We start from the raw sequence: 20212 nt of genomic DNA on the forward strand, positions 1-20212 counted from the left end.
AAACTCATCAAAAATATTGTTCGATGAAATTATCAATCTTTGTTAGATCATCCTTTATGATTTGTTCAACTGAAGAAGTGTTAAGCAATGGAGCTAACTTTTCTGGGTGCGCTATGCAATATTCATAATCAATTGCACATTCTGTCTCGTACTTATTTGTGGCGATCTTTTGAAATAAATCATAAGACAAATCAGAAGTCACTTCATTAAACTCTACTTCTAACATTTCTAAAAACCTAAGTAAAGTCCAATTTTTAATTGTACTCGATACTTCTTTTTTATCGTTCATCTCTTGAAGTGTATAGACAGAAGATAAACCAAATGCCAATTGTTCTGTACCATTCAGTTCCTTCATGTGCTCAATAAAAGATTGAATGCTTTCCAAAAAATAATTTTTACTTTCATCCGCAAAAAACTCAACAAGAATACAAAATACGTTATAAATATAAGTATGAAATTCGGACTCGTTTATAATCCAGTCAATCAAGCTCAAAATTTTGTCTTTATTATATGAATGGTCATTAATATTCTTACATAATAGATAGACTTGAATCTCAGAGGCTATAAAATACAACCATCCATTATTATGTCCCAAGTAGCTGCTCTCTTTAATCAAGTTCCATTCTTCATTTGATATATTGAGCCATTGTTTCAAATTATCCCGATTAAAATACATTTCGTTATGTTCCTGCGCTGCAACTGCAATCCTGGTAAGAATTTCATATTCGGAACATTCAATTGAACCAAACATGTTGTAAAAAAATTTGTGAATCTGATTCTCTATTCTATTACCTTGTTTATACTCATCAATAATTTTCGCAAGAAAAAGCGGATCAGTAGAATAATATGTTCCTTTCCATTTAGATTTCCCCATGAACAGTTCTTCTTGAACTCGATCTATGATAGTAAATTCACAGTCTGCTATTCCTGTTAAATTAATTAAAGAATCCCAACTATCTTGATTATCCCCATATATATAGGGAAGCAACTCCTCCATAAAATCCCTTTCACTTGTTTCTTCCACAAAAATATCATCTTCATGAAATTCGACTTGGCTTTTATTAGGATTACGATTTGTAGTTTCTTCAAAGTTAGAATGAATTCTATTCCACTTTACTGGATATCCATCCCAATTTATAGTTTTTTCCAATGTTCTCATGGCCTTAAGGGATTTTTTTCCAAACTTTATGTTATATAATTCGAACACTTCTGGAACGTCTTCGAATAACAATTGCCCAATCTCAATTTCCATATAATCGGATGCATAAAATTCATAATCATCCTCAATAAGCCAAACAATATTATCAGAAATTTCGTTGTAGTTTTCTTGGAGATAGCAGTCAAAGTCTTGACCATATATATCTCTGAATTCATAAAAAACAATGTAAAATTTCAAAAAATTTATTTTAGAACGATAGCCATCTAATAACTCTTTCATAGCAGGGATTTCGAACCCTTGCTTTAATAACTTATTGACAATCTTAGGAACGCCATACTTCTCTTCATCAGAAAGTGCATGACGGTCATCTTTTAACAAACTATTAATAAAAAACGCCTTTAACTTTTCTATTACATCCCTTAATTTTTGAGAGTTATATTGTTCATTCAAATCTAATATTTGTCTTAATTTAAGATTGTAACTGTCGGTATAATCTGAAGAGAAATAAAAGTCTGTAAATCTATCATCTGTACAGTATTCCTCTAGCCCATTGGAGTAGATAAAATCTAAACGTTCGTAATCTTTAGCGATTCTATCAATAATTCCTGGAATAATCGTCTGTTCAAACTCCATATTATTATGTTCATTAATTAAATTTAGTGAAAGTACATTGTGAGCGAAAAACAAAATAGGATTTATTAAATTAATACTCTTAATAATATTTAGCCCATACAGTGACAGATTTTTCGATATTAAATGCCTCCAAAATTCCATCATACTATGATTGTTAAAGCCTATAATTGTTTTTTTTGCTTCAAAGTCAATACCTGTCAATGTTCTGATAAAATTCATATCTCTAACGAAACAAAAAGAGGCGGACAATTGATCCAAAGCATCATCAAAACTTTGCCATTCTTGCCAAGGAAGGCTTTCTTGTAAGTCCCCGTAGCATTTTCTTAAAATATTTAATTCAACCGGATATCTAAAGATTGCCATACATATACCAAGATAAACTGCACTTTTTGAAGTCTCATGAAGGTGATTATACATTCTCTCATAAATTTCATTGGGATTCTTCAATGTTTCCAACAGTATTTTTCCCGGATGAATACCAACATCATACTTTATTTTAGAAAGAAGATGGATCGCATCATTAATAAATCTGGGATTATAATTATCGTGATTAATAATTTTGTCAGAAACTATTACAATGCTGTGCAAGAGACTATACTGTAAGTTCGACTTTTTTAGAATACTCCAACATATCCTCATTTTGTCTGAGCTTTCTAAGCTAGTTGAAGATAATTCAACACTCATATTTAGAAGTATTACATTTAATTCTTGTAATAATTTCATACCTTCAAAAAGAATATTTTTTCTCGAAATCAATACAATTTTATGATTATTGCCACTAATAATGCTCTTAAGCATTCGATAAATTTTAGACTCACCATTTTTGATCTGATTATTGACATAATTTACACCTAAAAAGTCATCTACTACAAATAATTGCTTTTTATCTGAGCGATAAAATTTATACACATCTTCAATAGTATCTGTAAAAAAAAGATCAAGCTCCTCATTTTGCATCAAATAGTGGAACGCTATATTAGAACCTATCATCGTTTTCCCAATTCCCGGTTCACCGTATACCAATAGACAATTATGTGAATCAATAATATCAAGTGATTCATGATAAGCTTTCGTTTTTATGTAGTACTCAACGTTATTTTTCATTTCATTTAAGTGAAATTGATTAAAATTATTGGGTTCACGCAAAATAATATTTTCTAAAATATGTTCAAAAACTACTGTACTAGGCGTCCATAAATTATTGTATTTTATTTGAATAAAAGAAAACTTAGGGTCAGTAAGATACTCATTTAGTTCTATTTTACCAATTATATCTTCATCAGAATGAATATAACCATTAAATAAATCCATTATTTTCCTTCGGTTCTTTTCTGTCAATTCAACTGATGTTACTAAAATATATCGAGACGGTTGTAAATTATGCAACTTTAATACTTCTTTTTTTAAACTGCTGTACAAAATGTTAAAATCATTTTTATAGCATTTTGCTTGAATAATAGTATTATCACTGTACCTATACCCATCAATACCTTCATCCCTACCTTTAGGATATCTGCGAAATACATTGGGTTCCAAATTTTCTCGAACTCGAACAATATCTATTGCCAACGCCTCAAATTCAACGTCATCTAATAATGCGTGAAAATCATAATTGTTTTTCATAATCTCCCATCTTTCTAAGACTGATATATTCATCTTTGAATCCTATGAATGTGTTATACTTCATGCTTTTAATTTAATAGAGTAATCTGTGATCATTATCAGTAGCTGTGAATAATTCCTTCATTTTATCTGCTAACAATTTATTTGGAGGATAATTGCAACACACTTTTTCAAGATCCTCCATACTAAGAGGAATTATATTCCTTCCATTTACAAACTGATGCTCAATCTCTTTTAATGAAATCTGCGTATAGCCTGCCATACTAAAAATAATACATGTTTTAATCCCTTTAGAATCCATTACAGGCACCAAATTTCTAACATCTGAAACCTTAATTTTTTCTTTTCTATTTTTACATTCAACAGAGATTAGAGCACCTAAATTCCAAAGAAATGGATCAAGAGACGCATTACAGAAATAAAGATCAACTTCCTCTCTCTCTTCCTTAATGCGGTGACCCATAAGTTTCAAGCCATACACACTGCGTAGAAAATAACTTGCCACCTCTTCAAATAGTAATCCTTTCTCATAACCACTCTTTAAATGTTTAGCTTCATCTAGCAGGAAACCAAACTCTTTCATATTAAATTCTAATTTTTCAAATCGTCCATTGACTTCTTTGAAAAAAAATGATTCTAAAAAGTTATAAATGACCGATAAAAAAGCATATCTATTTTTCATAAGGAAGATAATATTTTTGGAGATTCCTTCTTCTTCGCTACCAGTTAGATAAGATCTTAATTGATCTATTCCTTTCTGCACTACTTTCAAGAATTCAGTTTTATCTGGTAAAATCACTTCAGCTTTATAAAAATAACATATGTTTTGTTTTACTTTCTCCATAAAACTTTCGTACACTATCTCTAGTTTTTGTATAGGATACTTTTTAATCGGTAATGTTGCCAATCCGTATAATAAAACATATTGCCATTCATAGAATAATTCTGCTGGTTCAAACTGTACTCCGTAAGCATATACAGGATTTTTAAGAATCATTTCTACATCTTTAACCGTCCATTGGTTAATATATTGACTATCTATATAAGATAGGCTCTTGTAACCATCTTCATTGAGAGGGATAAGTAGTCCTCCTTCGACTAGAAGACTTACATGATCAGATTCTGGATTTCCAATCATCGTTGTTATCCTTCTTCCTTTGATACTTTCTCCCAAGACAAATGAACGGGTAAAACATTGATAGCCTTTTAAAAAGGGCTTTTCTTTTACTATCCATAAATTAATTATGTTATTTACAAAGTCCGATTCATAATTTTCGTATCCCTCAATCCCATAAAAAAAAGAAATTAATAAATCGTCTTCTTCTAATTCTTTTATTCCGCTGTAAGGGGCTTTTAAAGCTGTGCTGTTGAAAAGCTCATTAATATAAAGGAGAAAGAAGAGATTCTGAGATATTATATTATGCGGCTCCTTTATTTCCCTATCAAGCGAATCTAAGAAGTTGTCGTTTTCTGTAACTTCGTGAAAAATTGTTTTTATTTCTCTTTTCCATACTTCATTATAAAACTCCACTTCTTCTCTATGCCCAACATTCAAAAATATTGTTGGACCAGGCTCCTTATCCTTCCACTCTTTCCCAGCATTTAATACCCTATCCTTAAAATCAGAAAATGGATGTTTTAAACTATCTACTATTTCAATTTCATAGCCTAATCCTTCCTCTTCATCCTCAAAAATTATGTAACTCTTTATAACTACCGACAGTACACTTACCTCTTCAAAATTAGTTGCCATGTTGTAACTCCTTTTCATTATTATTAATTATATATAATAAATTATAAAATTTTATGAACAAACCAAGTTGCAATCTTAGAAAGCTAAAAAAGGAGCCTTCTTACGGCTCCCCAACTGTTTTCCTCATCCTCCATACAGGCTACTACTCACCGTGTGGCCCTCGTTAAATTTTAAAACCTTCGACCAGTTCATTCAGTCGGGCAGCGCTTCCCTTCACCTGATCAGACTGGTGTGCCACTTCAAGAGATTTCTCCGTCGATGAAACCATATTCTCTGCAATGTGCTGAGTGGATATAGCGGACTGTTCGCTGGCTGTTGCAATCTCATGAATCGCTCTCACCATCGTTTGGATGGTTGCATTCACCTGCTTAGAGGTGGCGTTCAAATCATTGACCGTGTTCGTATGCTCCACGGCATCATTGTAATATTGTCCTGCTGTATCCTCAAGCAGCTGATAATCCTTGCCTACCTGGGCTTGCAGGAAGTGCAGTAATTCTTCGGCATTAGTAGTTAAATTCTCTACCGATTGCACAACTTCTTGAGTAACACTCTGAATTTGGTCTACCGCGTGTTTGGAGCCGTCTGCCAACTTGCGAATCTCGTTAGCCACAACCGCAAACCCTCGACCTGACTCACCCGCACGAGCCGCTTCAATGGATGCATTTAGAGCCAGCAAATTGGTTTGTGCCGTAATTTCTAAGATGGACTGAGAAAGTAAACGAATTTGGTCTACGGCCTTGGCTCGTTCTAGCGCTTCCTTCATCTTTTCATTGGCCTTCCGGTAAATTTCCTTGGCCGCTTTATTGGATTCACTTGCCGCATGCTTCAATGTTTCGGCTTTTACACTTGTATCATGGGCAGACTGAGCTCTTTCTTGAGTTTTGACCGAAATGTACTCTGCTGCCCGCTGCATTTCTTCCGCCGAATGGTTCATATTTTCGGTGTATGCCGAAGTCTCTTCCATAGCTGCTGACAGCTGTTCGACCGTGGCAGATACATCTCTAATCCGCTCATTGAGATCTGTCATATTATGATTCGTCTGATCACTCAGTTGGTTAATTTGGCGTGACTCTTTGATAACCCCCGTAATGACCATTGAGGTTGAATCTGTCATTTGTTGAATGGCACGCGCAATCACAGCGATCTCATTATTTCCTTTAAGCAAGGCAGGATCAAGTGCTGCCGTTAAATTTCCTTGGGTAATCTCCTCACAGTATTTCGTAATAGTACTCATCCGAAAACGGATATTTCGAATGGCCGCAAAGGAGATGGTGATAAGAATAGCCAGCACGAGGGCCAGAACTGTGATCAAAACAATTGTACGCATTTTAATCTCATTTTGCGTATTTTGATATAAGTTGGCGGATTGCTCATTGTTATAATCTGAAATCGTAGTCAGCATCGTAACAATTGCCGTACTGGATTTATTAATCCGGCCTCTCTCTTCCGTGTCATACGTTCCGCTATTTTTTTTGACTGCCATGATTTGCTCAATATCCTGATAATATGTGTCTATACTCCCCCGTAGTTCCTCGTACATTTTCTGTTCCTTAGCATCCAAATTCCTTTGTGAGAATTCATTTAGTCCGGTTGTAACGCTATCTTTTCCTTTCTGCACCTGCTTATACTGTTTATCTGTGTACTCCTTATTGTCGAGTATTTTTGTATAATTAGCCCGCATATTATAGAAATCACTTTTGACTTCAAGAATATTCGTTTGGTGTTGAAAGCGATCCACATACAAAATACCTTGACCCTCTTTAGCTTGATACATACCGATAACCCCTACCAACGATACAATGAGTAAACCCACTAAGCTGATTACAATCATGGAGATCATCGTTGTCGTAACCTTTAAATCTCTAAAACCCTTCCCTTTTTTAGTCCTGTCTGATAGCTTGTTACTCATCCAAACCCCTCCAGATCGTCTATGGATAATAGTTCACGCTGCTCTCAACTTTCACGAGTTTCCGCTCGGTCTCCTTGACATTGCCCTCCAAACAACACAATGAAGCAGATCACAGAACGTGATGATATCTATATTTATATATATCGGTAGAAAGCGCTTAAATTTATAAGTAAGATAACAGTGATGCAAAAATAAAGAATATTATAATAGGCAACTTCATAGTTGGACTTGCTATGTAACTCAAAATTTTAGATACTCATGGGCTTGAAGAATTTGCTAAACCTATCTACTATTTACTTTTAGCCATATGATAACAAGCCCCGATGATAAGTTATTTCATCGGGGTATATTATCCTATGGCTATGTCCTTCTTCTCTTTATTGTTAAGTCTTCAATTTAAAACCTAGTGTGATAATTTCATGCGGCTTTACAGACTGAAGTAACTCATCAGAAGAATCCATTACGATGTCTTCTCCTTGTTCTTCGAGGATATTACTTTTATAAAAATCGTATTGCTGCGTCCTGGGCTTGATAATTAATTCGGCTATACTATGACTCATATTGTACCAGCGTAACAGCACATCCCCCGACAGCTCATTCATTTTCATAGAGGAAAAGGCAAGCTCCGTGCTTTTCCAATCAAACGGCGCATAATCTGGAGCAACTGTACCCTCATGAATCCCCGTTTGTTTTACAATCCAAGGAATTTGGTATTGATAGGCTTCTCTATACGCGCCGGACTGAATACCGTCGCCATCATGTGGAATGATTTCCAGACGGGCGGTATGCTCACCTGGACATTGCGCTTCCGGCGTCGGGAACCATCCCCAATCACCCAGCTCGCCAACTGAGCGAAGCAGCGTTACTGCAATCGTGTTACGTCCATCACGCAGCACTTCATATTCATTCAACCCGAGATTGGCCACGGTCAGACCGGTTTGTTCCCCGCTTACATCCACAAACGCCTGCTGATGTTGTGTATTGCTTGGGTTTTCCCACTCAGGTGCGGGTTCATTGTCCCGGATTGCAATTTCAAACATGGAGTCCACCCGATGCTCGCCAGAGTGTATTTCTGTCGGAAACAGCGCGCGTAGTCGGTGGTCCTTGGCTTGGTTGTTGAAGGTGGTTTCCATGGAAACACCCCTGCTGTTCCGAGATAAAGAAATGACAGTCCGTATCGTCAGCGGAACGGTCTGTCGGGAGCGCTGAGCCTGACGATACGGATAATAAACCAGTTCTCGCTGCTCCTGCCCCAGCGTTTCATCCGCAGAGGCTGGTATTTCCCAATGATGGATAATCTCCAAGGATGCGAGAAAAGGTGTATCTTCAAGCACACGGATGTCAGCGATCAAATCTTCGGTGGTCCGCGCCTGCTCTCCCTCGGGATGTCTGAACATATACTCGTTGCCGATATCACCAACATTTTCATATACGCCAAGGTCTTTGTAGCTGCAGCCTGTACGCTTATCCGTCAGGGTAAAAGAGCCGTTATCCGCAATTTCGACGTGAAGCAGATCATTTTCCATACTTCGACTGCCTTGAAAAAGTGAAGAGGAGTCAGTCTCGACATTGCTTTTCAGCCAAGCATAGGTTTTTAAGCCTAAAAGGGGCACACGTTCTACCTCAAAGGTAAGGCAAACCCGACGAGACATGTAAGGCTGGCGGAATCGATCATCCGGCAAATCATAACCGAACTGTAGCCCGAGGTCCTCCACCTTGCATGCCACCGGACACCCTTCACTGTCCACCAGTACGCGCCCGGAAAGATCCACTTTCTTCGCTCGATGAGAGGCCTCCTCAAGCGTGTATCCTTCACGGAAGTACAGACGCACCACTTCCAGTTCTGCCGACACTATACCACTGCGTTCCCAGCCTGACGTATTAAAAATCACGAGTGGCAACGCATCTTCTCCAAAGCGACTGAAGCCCGTCGTATCCACTGCTTGCGCAATGACCTCAATGCTTTCATCCACAATGCTCTCGGCTACATGACGGCTCTTATCAAACCGGGTCACCATCTCACGGTGCACCTCGTCCACACTACAGCCGCAAATACTGTCATGCGGATGGTTCTGCATCAGTGTTTTCCAGGCATAGGTGAACAAATGGTGAGGGTAAGCCTGCCCCAACAGATGCGCGAAGGTTGCAAGCGGCTCAGCCACTTTTTCCAGCATCACTTGTCCCAACTGGTTCATCTGTTTCAAATACACCCGGGCAGAAGCCGTATTCACCAGCGTTCCCCAGCCGTCCGTGCGCTGACTGCGAAACTCTCCCTTCACTGACGAGAGTTGCCTTTGGGTAGCCCGTTTCAGAGAGGTCAGATAATCGTTGAAATTAGAATGAATAAACTCGATATCCGGATAAAGCTTCTGTGCCGTACGGATTGCTTCCGGTAAATCAAGCTGTAAAGGCTGATGATCGCATCCGTTCATGAACAGCAGCTCGCCAGTTGAAGCATATTTTTGCGCATCATCCAGTTTACGCTTCCAATAAACCTTGGCTTCCGCCTCATCTACTGGAACTTCATTGCCGTTGGAATACCAGTTGGCGAATAAAATACCGAGTACCTCCGATCCGTCTGGCCCCGTCCATAACAGTTCCGAAAAGGAGGACTCGTAGCCTCTATCCGACACTGTATTGTTAAACCCTGTGGGCTTTACGCCCCTTCCGAAGAAAACATTCGTAATCCCCGACTGTAGCATTAACTGCGGAGTCTGCCCAACCAGACCAAACGTATCGGGGAAGTATCCGATCTTGGACGGATTGCCGTAACGTTCGGCATCGCGGTGCCCGATCTGCATATTACGTACATTGGCTTCGCCGCTGGTCAGAAAAGCATCCTGCAAAATGTACCAGGGTCCGATAAAAATACGACCATTGCGAATATGCTGCTCCAGCCGTTCCTTATGCTCGGGGCGAACCTGTAGATAATCCTCCAGAATGATCGTCTGCCCGTCCAGATAAAAGCTTTTATAATCCGGGTCCTGCTCCAGCTTATCCAGTAGAGAATCCATCAGGCTAATCAGGCGCATATGGTGCTTCTCATAAGGCAAATACCACTCCCGATCCCAGTGGGTATGCGAAATAATATGTGCTGTCGTCTTGCTACCCGTATATGTGTCTACTTCCCTGCTTATCGCTTGATTGCTGATTGATTCATCCCTTTGCTCGCTCATCGCATATCTCCTCACCGTATATCTTGACCTGCCATTGTTCACTGTATCACTTCAATCGTCACGTCCTCGGGACGATATACTGCTAGCAACTGACCTTCTCGATCCACAGCAAACAAGACAGAGCGGCTCCTTGGCAACAGAAAAGCGTAGGATAATCCAGTCGCCTTATCTCGAACACGCACTTGCGTATCCCGGGAAAACTCCGATACGAAAATATACAAGCCCCCATTCTCGAAATTCAGCTTACGTCCATATAGTCCCGGCTGATCGCCACCGTCTATCCACTCCAGTTCTCGCTCCACCCCGGCGGCAGTGAGGGCATAGCGATATAGCTCACCAATCGGCTCATCCCTGCCATTCAACTCCAGTGGAAGCGGACTCCAGATCAAGCGCCCCTTGCCAAGCGGCAGGTTCACGACTTCATCCACCATCGCTCCATCCGCTTCCGGTGACAGTTGTTCCTCCTTAGCCACCTCAGCAATTCGCCGCTGACCGAATGAGACAGGGAAGGTTTGACCCTCCAGACTCATCACTTCCTCCCGTTGGACGTTCCCCAGCGTACGCTGCCCAATAATATCATCGACTCGGTCGCTCACTTTCCAGTAAGGATCAAGGCCCAACGGTCCGGTGACTAGTAAAGTCACACCGAAGGATCGCACCATTTCCAGAAGATGTTCCAGCGATGTACTGTCGAAATTATGCGCGCTAGGGATCATAATCAGTTTCGGTAACTGCCGCTTGAGCGAGTCCAGATGATACTCGGAGACGGCACGGAATGGCTGCTTGAGATCATAGGACATCACCCGGGTAAGCCGTGTCGTGGCATCAAAGGCAAGCGATCGGTTGGAGAAATCATTCGAGTACGGGAATACAACAGCCGTTTCCTCCAGTTTTCGGTCTGTAAACAGATCGCGAATATCATTCATAAAACGCCCAAAATCGTAAGATACCTCTGCTTCCGGCTTCTCGGTCCCATCCGCACGTAACGCACCGATGTGAGATTCATTGGCATTATCCATATAAAAGTTCGTATTCCATATCCAATGAATCGCACCCGCTCCACCAGTCGAAAAGGCATACGCATACTTGCGCTCCAGCATGTCGCGCAGCTCCGCCTCTGAACGCTTGGCTCGACCATCCGGCGTCTCAACATACATTATTCCGGTTTCCTGCACGAGATTCGGTTTGTCTGGTGTTTTGGCAAAAATACCGTCCCACACCAAATGGTCATTCAGCCACCATGAATGCACCGTCGTATAATCCACCACAGCCTCATAAAAAAACGGAGACGGCCGCTGCGCGCCCATTGCCTCGTCCTGTCCTACAGTTACCAAATGCCCGGGACAAAGCTCTCGAATCGTAGTCGCCAATTGCTCGGCCCACAGATTGTGCATATCCATTGAAAACAGACAGTAATCCAGCCACTTGGCTCCCTTTTTGGCCTGATGCATATCCTGAACGTCGAAGTTTATCTCCTCCGGCTCGGGAATTGTGGCAGAAGCAAAACAGGGAAGCTGCTGTGGCGTCATATTCCATGCTTCCTGCAAACCCTCAATGCTGCCGTGCCGTTGCCCCAGCCATGTGCTGAATGCCTCCTGTTCCCATGAGTTCCTCGCAGAACGCGGACCATCCGCGAAAATGCGCGACGGATCAAACATGGAAGGCTCGTTAATCAGATCCCAGTCTACATGGGTTGTAGTCGTGTGACGGCTGACAATACTGCGAATGAACCGCTTTTGTGCTTCAACGCTTTGCGGATCGAGATAAGGGTTAACCCCTTCCCATGTTTCCGGTGTAAAAGAAAAGAACGTGAACGTCACCTGCAATCCATGCCTTTTGGCTGTCAGCAAAAAAGCATCAATTGCTCGAAGCGCCTCTTCCGAGGCGTGCCCGTCTATCTGCATCATGTTGCGATAAGCCGTCCATACCCCTGTACGAATCCAGTTGATGCCCGCTTTGGCCATCTGGGCCATATCCCGGTCCCAAATTGCTGCATTGGGCAAAAACAGAAACTTCCGTGCTACATCTGAGGTCATATAGGTCATGCCGACAACAGGCAACGGGCGCCCATCCTTTATAAAATAGTCCCGACTGCGCATGATGATCTGTCCTTCAGCCAGCAGTTCGGCATCCTGCCCCCAAAAGCCCTGTCGCAATATACGCACTTCACCATCCGATGACTCGGCTCGGCAAATGACCCGATATAAACCGCTTAGGATGAAAAAGGAAAGGGGAATACGTACAAAGTCCTGTTCTCTGCTAACTTCAATCTGCAAGCGCTTGCTCCATACCTGCTGACTGTGATCATCCAATATTTTCTCCACCGTCAGGTCAAAGCTCCATATCTCGTGACATCTGGGCGTGGCTCCTCCTCGCTGCAATCTTTGGGTTTGAAGTGTCAGTACAGCTCGTTCCCCAGGCTCATAAGCAGCGTAGTTTGGCTTGATAGATAGCTCCGTCATCCCCTTGGCGCAAAAACGTGCCCATTGGGCAAGCAACTGCTCCCCATCCTGTTCCCAAAAGGAAGCTATCAACGGCAATTGGACAAACATCCAGCGTGCGCCGGCAAACAGACCTCGGGCATGCTCCCATAGCACCACTGGGGCGGTAATGTCCCGTCCGTCCTTACTTACTCCCTTGAGCAAAGGATAAATTCGCGTATTCATCGGCCCGGCAGAGCCCATTTGGTGCGGCAGATCGCTGCTTTTGGTCGTATGTGGAACGAGATTCCACGTATCCGTCACCTGGAACAGAGACTCCTGACCACACAGCACAGGAATTTCCTCTGATGCGACCAGGGAAGTCACCTTCGATGCGTCTACTCTCAGCACCTCATGAATATGCAATTCCTGATGATATGCAGTCTGCTCAGTCTCAATTACCCAGTCTCCATGCTCATCAGCAGGATCGCGGACCGGATTCTTAAAGGGTGCTCCCCCGACGTTAAGCAGCCCCCCTCCCCTGTGGAGAAATGCCACGATTTCGGTCCAGGCGGACTTGGGGAAGTACGGTGCATGCAGATTGACAAAACAGCCGTTGTCCATATGCTTTAGCCTTTCAGCCAGTTCATCGGCTCGTACGACCACCACGTCTGCAACTCCCTGAAATGCCTCGTCTGGCAACAGGCTCCCTATAGCTGGAAAGCCTTGCTCACTGAAAACAACGATGGATGGGTTTACTATGGATTCATTCATAACAAGCCATCCTTCATGGCCTTATACACAAGCTGGGCAAACAGACTGTTGGACCAGGCGAACCATTTTCTCGTATAAACCGTGGGATCATCTGCATGAAAGCCTTCATGCATATATCCGGTGTCGCCATCGGTCGCTTCCAGCATCCGGATCATCTCCAGCTTTTCTTCTGTGGTCTGGGCCGTTAACCCTTGCATAGACAGGGACATATGCCAGATGTAACCCGGCAGAGTGTGCGGACTTCCGATGCCTTTAGCCGCCTTGCCTTCATAGTAAAACGGATTCTCCTGACTTAAAGCGAAGAGTCTCGTATTTTGATAGATAGGATCGTCCGCCGTCGTATAGCCCAAATACGGAATGGACATCAATCCCGGCGTACCTGCGTCATCCATCAGGCAGTAGTTGCCAAATCCGTCCGTTTCATAAGCATATATAGGCCCGAATACCGGGTGGCGGTAAATGCCGTACAAGCGGATACCGTGCTCCACCTCAGCCTCCAGCTCCTTCAGCTCGTTCAGAAAGTCCATATCACGAAATACCCACTCCGCAAACTCCTGCATCTGCCGTAGAGCAACTACCGCAAACATATTACCGGGTATATTGTAGTGGAAATCGCAAGCATCATCACTGGAACGGAAGCCCGACCAAATCATCCCTGTATAATTTACAGGCATACCGAGTCCCAGATTGCGCAAGGAATCGGTGAAAATGCCGTTATTACGCGTAAACCGATACGCAGATTGCTCTTGGTGACGTTGCTCCGTTTTGAACACATCCACCATTTTACGCAGAGCCATCTTGAATTTTGAATCAAAAATATCGGTAAGCTCCGTTTCCTTCCAGTACATATAAGCCAGCCGAATGACAAAGCAAAGCGAGTCGATTTCAAATTTTCGTTCCCACACCCATGGCGACATTTCCGTCTCATCGGCCGCGTTCCAGTGCCAGTCATTCGCCGTCTCATTGAACGCATTCGCATACGGGTCTATGAGGACATAATGAATATGGCGCTTGATCAGACCACCAATGATACGCTGTAAATCAGCATCCTCCCTGGCTAACGGCACATAATGAATGACCTGCTCTACGGAATCCCGCAACCAAAGAGCCGGAATATCACCTGTAATGAGAAACGTTGTCCCATCATCCATTAGTTTGGTCGTTGTCTCCAGTGAATTTGGAAAACAGTTTTTAAACAGCTTCAGCAGCTTCGGCCTGTGAGCCAGTGCTTGCTCCGCTTCCTTAAGTACGTCCTGAACAGCCTGCGGCAAGTCAAGGTCGGGCATCGGTATTTTGGGAAGTCTGAATTGTTCCAATAGCTTTTTCGCTCCTTTATCATATCTATTGCAAGCGTATCGTTTTAATTTCATAAGGTGTAAAAGACAATGTGAGACAGCTACCTTCCAGCTCAAGCGGCTGAAGGGGTTCCTCCAGCGCATTCGACACGTAGGCTGCGTTGAACGTGTAAGGCCAGATCAACTTGATCGTTTCCCGTCCCCCAGAAGATTCGTACAAACGAAGAATCGTCCCCAGTCCATCTTCGGCCGGCTTGATCGTATCCAGCACAACGTGACGGCTATCAAAGTTAATGAACGATCCGCTGCTCGGCAGCACTCCAGTGCTGCGCTTTTGCTGTTGCACAACAGGCATATCTTGGTTCAGCTCAGCCGCATGACGCAAGGTATGGGCGCTGCGCCAGTCTCCCACATGCGGATATAGCGAATACGTAAAATCGTGCTCGCCCAGATCGGCATCTTTATCCGGCCATTTGGGTGCACGCAGCAGAGACAGACGGATGGTGCTGTCTTGAATGTCGTAGCCATATTTGCAATCATTGAGCAGACTCACACCATACCCGTGCTCGGAAACATCCGCAAATCGGTGTCCACACACTTCATACTGCGCCTGCTCCCAGCTCGTATTCTGATGGGTCGGCCGCTCCAAAGCACCAAAAGGAATTTCATATGTCGCCTTGTCCGTAACCACATCTATAGGAAAGCCTACCTTTAGCAACTTGTGCGCTTCATTCCAGCTCACATGCGTCCTGAAATCAATTCGCCGCTCATGATGATAAAAAATCACATCCTGTGTCATTTCAGATTGATGGATTCGCCATCGGAAGCGCAGCACATCCTTCGTTTTCCCCTGGAGCACTACTTGTTTTTCCAGCAACTCGGCTTCTCCTGCTACCTGTTCCTCATAGCGGTCATCCAAGTCCCATGCATCCCACAAGGTCGGACGGTCATGGAAAAAATGAAAACGATTTGCCCGTTCCCCTTGCTTCAAGATTTCACGGTTTGCCGCTTTATCCAGCAGACGAATCATTTCGCCCCGCTCATTAAATTGCACCTTATAAAATCCCGTCTCCCAGATATCCCCCAGCGATCCAGATATCACAGCTAGCTCGGGCTTCTCACCTGTTTGAGCCTGTTCTCGCTCCAACCAAATCGTTTTGTAGCCCAGTGCAGGAACATCCGGAATACGCACCGAAATGCCGCCTTCCTCCACATCGATGTCCAGCCGCTCGGCTTCATCATTAGCGTAGTGGTAGGCATACAATCCCTTTGCCGATTCCGTAGCGATATGGATCACGGCACTACGGCTCCAGCCCAGGCTGTTAAACACAAGATACGGCATTCCTGTTCTCGAGCCTTCCGTGTTCACTTGAGCCGCCAGCGTCGTAATCCCCTGTTGAAGCCCGACATGTCCCCATTCGAAAATTTGCTGATACTCCTTATCCGAAGTGCCGTAAACCTCGGTAATCGCAGAGCCGGGGATAATATCGTGGAACTGATTCAACAAAATCAGCTTCCAGCCCTCATGCAATGCCGAACAGATGTCCTGCACCTGCTTCGGCTCCAGCTTTGGTAATGCTAGCGTGCTCCATAGCTCTGCCTCGCGGTAGACTCCCTCCGCTTTCCGGTTATTACGTTTGTTGCGAGCATGGGTCGTGTAGGTTCCCCGGTGCAACTCAAGGTACAAGTCACCATGCCATTGGGGAAGCTTCGGATGTGCCTGATCTATGCCTGCGAAAAACTGCCCCGCCGTGCTGAACCGACTCGCAGGCAGTCCCACCATTAGCGGAGAACGCTCTATATATTCCAGCATTTCACGCGTAACTCCACCGCCGCCGTCTCCATGTCCATAGAGCAACATGTGCTCAGGATGAGCCGATTTTTCACGATAGGACTGCCAATGGTCATGAATGTCCTGTGGCCGTGTATTTTCATTCACGCCATGATTGAGGTAGGACAACATCGAAGTACCATCGATGCCCACCCAGTGGAACAAATCGTAAGGAAACACATTCGTATCATTCCAGCCGAGCTTGGTCGTCATAAAATAGTCTATCTTCCCATGCTTTAAAATCTGCGGCAGGGACGCACAGTAGCCGAACGTATCCGGTAGCCATTCGATATGAGAGGTTTTGCCGAATTCCTGTTGGTAAAAACGCTGACCATACAGCATTTGGCGGATGAGTGATTCGCCACTAGGCAGGTTCAAATCAGGCTCTACCCACATCCCCCCAACCAGCTCCCACCGTCCTTCGGCTACTCTCGCTTTGACCCGTTCATACAGCTCTGGATCATTTTCTTTTACAAAAGAGAACAGCAGCGGCTGGCTCTGTGCATATTGATAAGCCGGGTATTCATCCATCAGCGCATCCACCGTTGAGAAGGTTCGGCTTGTTTTCCGTACGGTCTCGCGCATCGGCCACAGCCAGGCAATGTCAATGTGCGACTGTCCTACCATGTGCTCCAAACCTTGCGCATTCCCACCGATCTCCTGAACTTGCTGAATGAGCTCCTTTTCTGTCGCTGAGATCGCTCCCCCTTCTCGAATGGCGTCTTCCTCCAAATTCGCAAAGCAATCCATCACCCCATACAGAGCTTTCAGCAGGCGTATTCTGCGGATATCGCCCTCAGGCAGCAGTAGAGCGGCTTCGCTAATAACGGTAACGGTATACATCAGACTCTGCACGGGCTTGTTTGGCCGTACAAGATAGCTTGTAATAGAAGAAATCGGAGGTTGAATGACAGCCTGCCGATTAAGTGGATCAACGGGTTCGGGTACAGGATCAAACAGTTCTATATCCAATACCGGTGAAGGCCCGATGACCTGCGGATTAAGCGTGACATAGGTATGATTGCGGTCAAGCCCGTGATAGGCAGCACCATTGACCCGCAGCAATCCTTCTCCCCCGGACTCAAACACCAATCCAAAAGGTTTTCTCAACCACGCTGTCGGTACATCCAACTGCGTTTGAAAAAAATAAGTCGTCCCCTGACTGCTGGGGAATCGCTTGAGGTCCAGTCCTTCCGATAAAGGTGCGGCGTCTTCGTATTGACCTGGTGTTTGGTAAGTGGAGCGTGTAATGTTCCAGCTTCGCAAATCCAGCTTCTCCAGCCATTGGCATTCCGACAATTCCCGAATCAGGCGTTTGATACGCTCCATTATTCATCCTCCCGTACGATCAACTCGGCACACAGGGTATCTTTGGAGTGCCTGCCTACTTGAATAGAAAATCGCCCTGCCTCAACGACCGGCTGTAGATCACGCCCTATATATTGCAGCTTGTCGGAGCCTACAACAAACTCAACCGTCCGTGTTTCTCCCGGCTTTAATACAACTTTGCAGAAGCCCTTGAGCTCCCTGATTGGGCGGGTCACCAAACTCACCGTGTCCGAGATATAAAGCTGTACCACCTCAGCCCCTTCCCGTTCTCCCGTGTTGGTTACATCGACTGTAACCGTAACGGATTCGTCCGCTCGGATCGAGTTGGTGCTTAATGTAAGCCTTTCATAGCTAAATGTCGTGTAGCTGAGACCGTAGCCAAACGGATAGCACGGCTCGGAATCGTCCTCCAGATACCGCTTGCCCCGGGAACGCTTGCCATTGTAATATACCGGCAACTGGCCGACATGCTTAGGGATGGAGAGGGTCAAACGTCCCGAAGGATTTACATCCCCAAATAAAATATCCGCGATTGCATGTCCCCCCTCCTGACCGGGATACCATGCTTCCACAATGGCGTGCGCATGCTGCTCCACCCACGGCTCAGCAATCGGTCGACCGTTCATATAAACGACGACCAGTTCCTTTCCAAGACTGTAGATTTCCTGCATGAGTTGGAGCTGTACGCCCGCAAGCCCCAACGTCATCCGGTCGATGCCTTCGCCGCATTCCATGTCGTTCCAATCGTGATCCGATACCTTCGATGCGCCGGTTTTGAGATCAATCGTCCCTTCCCCGAAATCGCGGGCGCTGGACCCTCCAACCACCATCACCACTGTATCGACCTCAGCGGCACATGCTAGAGCGTTTTCAAAACCTTCTCGGGACTCTCCCTTGATCCGGCAGCCAGGTGCGTACAGAACGCTATCCTGATCCTTGCCCAGCTTGCCACGGATACCATCAAGTACAGTTATCACGCGGGATCTCGGCTGCGGTGATGTATAATCTCCCAACTGATTGTAGACCTGATCCGCATTCGGGCCGATGACCGCAATACGCTTGGAGGTTTTCGGCAGGGGGAGCGTTCCATCGACGTTTTTGAGCAGCACAATCCCTTCGGTCGCAAGCTGACGAGCCAACCGAATATGCTCCGCCTGACCAATCACCTGCTCTGCTCGTTCCGCATCCACATACGGTTTGTCAAACAGACCCAGCCTGAATTTTAGCGTGAGCACCCTGCGAACCGCCCGATCCAGCACACTCGTCTCCAGCTTGCCAACGCGAACCGCCTCGGCCAGATGACTTCCGAACATTTCGCCGGACATTTCCATATCAATCCCTGTGCGAATCGCCTGCACAGCGGCATCCGATCCATCCTCGGCCACATCGTGCCCGCTCGCCAACATTTCAATCGCGCCACAGTCCGTAATGATCACACCGTCAAATCCCCACGCCTGACGAAGAATATCGTCCAATAGCTCAGCATTCACTGTACACGGGACCCCATCGATTTCGTTATAGGCTGGCATAACAGATTGCGCCCCTGCTTCCACCGCTTTTTGAAATGGATACAGATCCACCTCCAAAAGCTCGCGCCAGCCCATATGCACAGGTCCGGCGTTACGTCCGCCTTCCGAGCTGCCATAGCCTGCAAAATGCTTTAATGTAGCAGCTACGCTATGTTCGCTGAGTAAGCTTTCCCCCTGAAGCCCCTCCACTGCGGCAACAGCAAATTCACCGATGAGATAAGGATCTTCGCCGAAGCATTCCTCTGTGCGTCCCCAGCGCGGATCACGCACAACATCAAGCACGGGCGAGTACGTGACCGCCCCGCCCTGAGCGCGGGTTTCACTCGCAACCGCACGGCACATATCGCGGTACAGATCGACATTCCATGTGCTGCCGATGGACAGCGGAACCGGAAACACAGTGCCGTCAATCGCCATATGCCCATGAGAGCATTCCTCACCGATCAGTATCGGGATGCCCAGCCGGGAATGCTCTACTGCATAGCGCTGGATCAAGTTCACAGCCTTCGCCCCTTGCTTGGCAGATAAGCCATTCTCCAAGGTCACCCCGGTCCACGGATCAGCGCGAAGTACCCCGTATAAGGAACCGACTCCCCCATTTTGCACCTGCTGCTTGAAATCATGATGTAGGGACAATCCCCCATCTGTGTGCTCATACACTTGCCAGCCAAAGGGCTGCACAAGCTGTCCCACCTTTTCCTCTATTGTCATCAAACCGATTAAGTGCTCCACCCGTTCTTCGATCGGTTTGCTTTTATCTTTATAAATCAACATGGTCATG

General features: G+C 44.9%; 8 protein-coding genes. All 8 read right to left on the reverse strand.

What is annotated here, in order from left to right; all coding sequences use genetic code 11:
• Positions 1-7 precede the first annotated feature (7 nt).
• Positions 8-3415: an nSTAND3 domain-containing NTPase gene (locus MKX30_RS06505; RefSeq protein ID WP_143757173.1), complete on the reverse strand. Its 3408-nt coding sequence runs from the start codon at positions 3413-3415 to the stop codon at positions 8-10.
• Between the two features lie 73 nt (positions 3416-3488).
• Positions 3489-5168, reverse strand: a complete 1680-nt coding sequence (locus MKX30_RS06510) for a restriction endonuclease (protein WP_076295501.1) — start codon at positions 5166-5168, stop codon at positions 3489-3491.
• Positions 5169-5331: 163 nt separating this feature from the next.
• On the reverse strand, positions 5332-7077 hold the full coding sequence (locus MKX30_RS06515; protein ID WP_053325855.1) for a methyl-accepting chemotaxis protein: 1746 nt from the start codon (positions 7075-7077) through the stop codon (positions 5332-5334).
• A 383-nt stretch (positions 7078-7460) separates the two neighbouring features.
• The gene (locus tag MKX30_RS06520; RefSeq protein ID WP_341062603.1) at positions 7461-10253 is read right to left on the reverse strand and encodes an alpha-mannosidase; all 2793 of its coding nucleotides are present in this window, start codon (positions 10251-10253) and stop codon (positions 7461-7463) included.
• A gap of 38 nt (positions 10254-10291) precedes the next feature.
• Positions 10292-13447, reverse strand: coding sequence for a beta-galactosidase (locus MKX30_RS06525; protein WP_341062605.1), 3156 nt, complete (start codon positions 13445-13447; stop codon positions 10292-10294).
• Positions 13444-14763 (reverse strand): glycoside hydrolase family 125 protein, encoded by a 1320-nt coding sequence (locus MKX30_RS06530; protein ID WP_076264739.1) that lies wholly within the window; start codon positions 14761-14763, stop codon positions 13444-13446. Before MKX30_RS06530 ends, MKX30_RS06525 begins: the two co-directional genes overlap by 4 nt.
• Positions 14764-14788: 25 nt before the next feature.
• Positions 14789-17902 (reverse strand): alpha-mannosidase, encoded by a 3114-nt coding sequence (locus MKX30_RS06535; protein ID WP_341062607.1) that lies wholly within the window; start codon positions 17900-17902, stop codon positions 14789-14791.
• Entirely contained in the window at positions 17902-20205 is a 2304-nt protein-coding gene (locus MKX30_RS06540; RefSeq protein WP_341062792.1) for a glycoside hydrolase family 3 N-terminal domain-containing protein, read from the reverse strand. The genes MKX30_RS06535 and MKX30_RS06540 overlap by 1 nt, the downstream gene beginning before the upstream one ends.
• Between the last annotated feature and the right edge of the window lie 7 nt (positions 20206-20212).

Origin of the sequence: Paenibacillus sp. FSL P2-0173 (genome assembly GCF_038008045.1) — a bacterium.
Taxonomy (GTDB): domain Bacteria; phylum Bacillota; class Bacilli; order Paenibacillales; family Paenibacillaceae; genus Paenibacillus; species Paenibacillus polymyxa_B.

Coding starts and splice junctions, on each gene's coding strand:
- MKX30_RS06535 (WP_341062607.1), bottom strand. CDS start 17,902: ATGGAGCGTATCAAACGCCTGATTCGGGAATTGTCGGAATGCCAATGG.
- MKX30_RS06540 (WP_341062792.1), bottom strand. CDS start 20,205: ATGTTGATTTATAAAGATAAAAGCAAACCGATCGAAGAACGGGTGGAG.
- MKX30_RS06510 (WP_076295501.1), bottom strand. CDS start 5,168: ATGGCAACTAATTTTGAAGAGGTAAGTGTACTGTCGGTAGTTATAAAG.
- MKX30_RS06515 (WP_053325855.1), bottom strand. CDS start 7,077: ATGAGTAACAAGCTATCAGACAGGACTAAAAAAGGGAAGGGTTTTAGA.
- MKX30_RS06520 (WP_341062603.1), bottom strand. CDS start 10,253: ATGAGCGAGCAAAGGGATGAATCAATCAGCAATCAAGCGATAAGCAGG.
- MKX30_RS06505 (WP_143757173.1), bottom strand. CDS start 3,415: ATGAAAAACAATTATGATTTTCACGCATTATTAGATGACGTTGAATTT.
- MKX30_RS06525 (WP_341062605.1), bottom strand. CDS start 13,447: ATGAATGAATCCATAGTAAACCCATCCATCGTTGTTTTCAGTGAGCAA.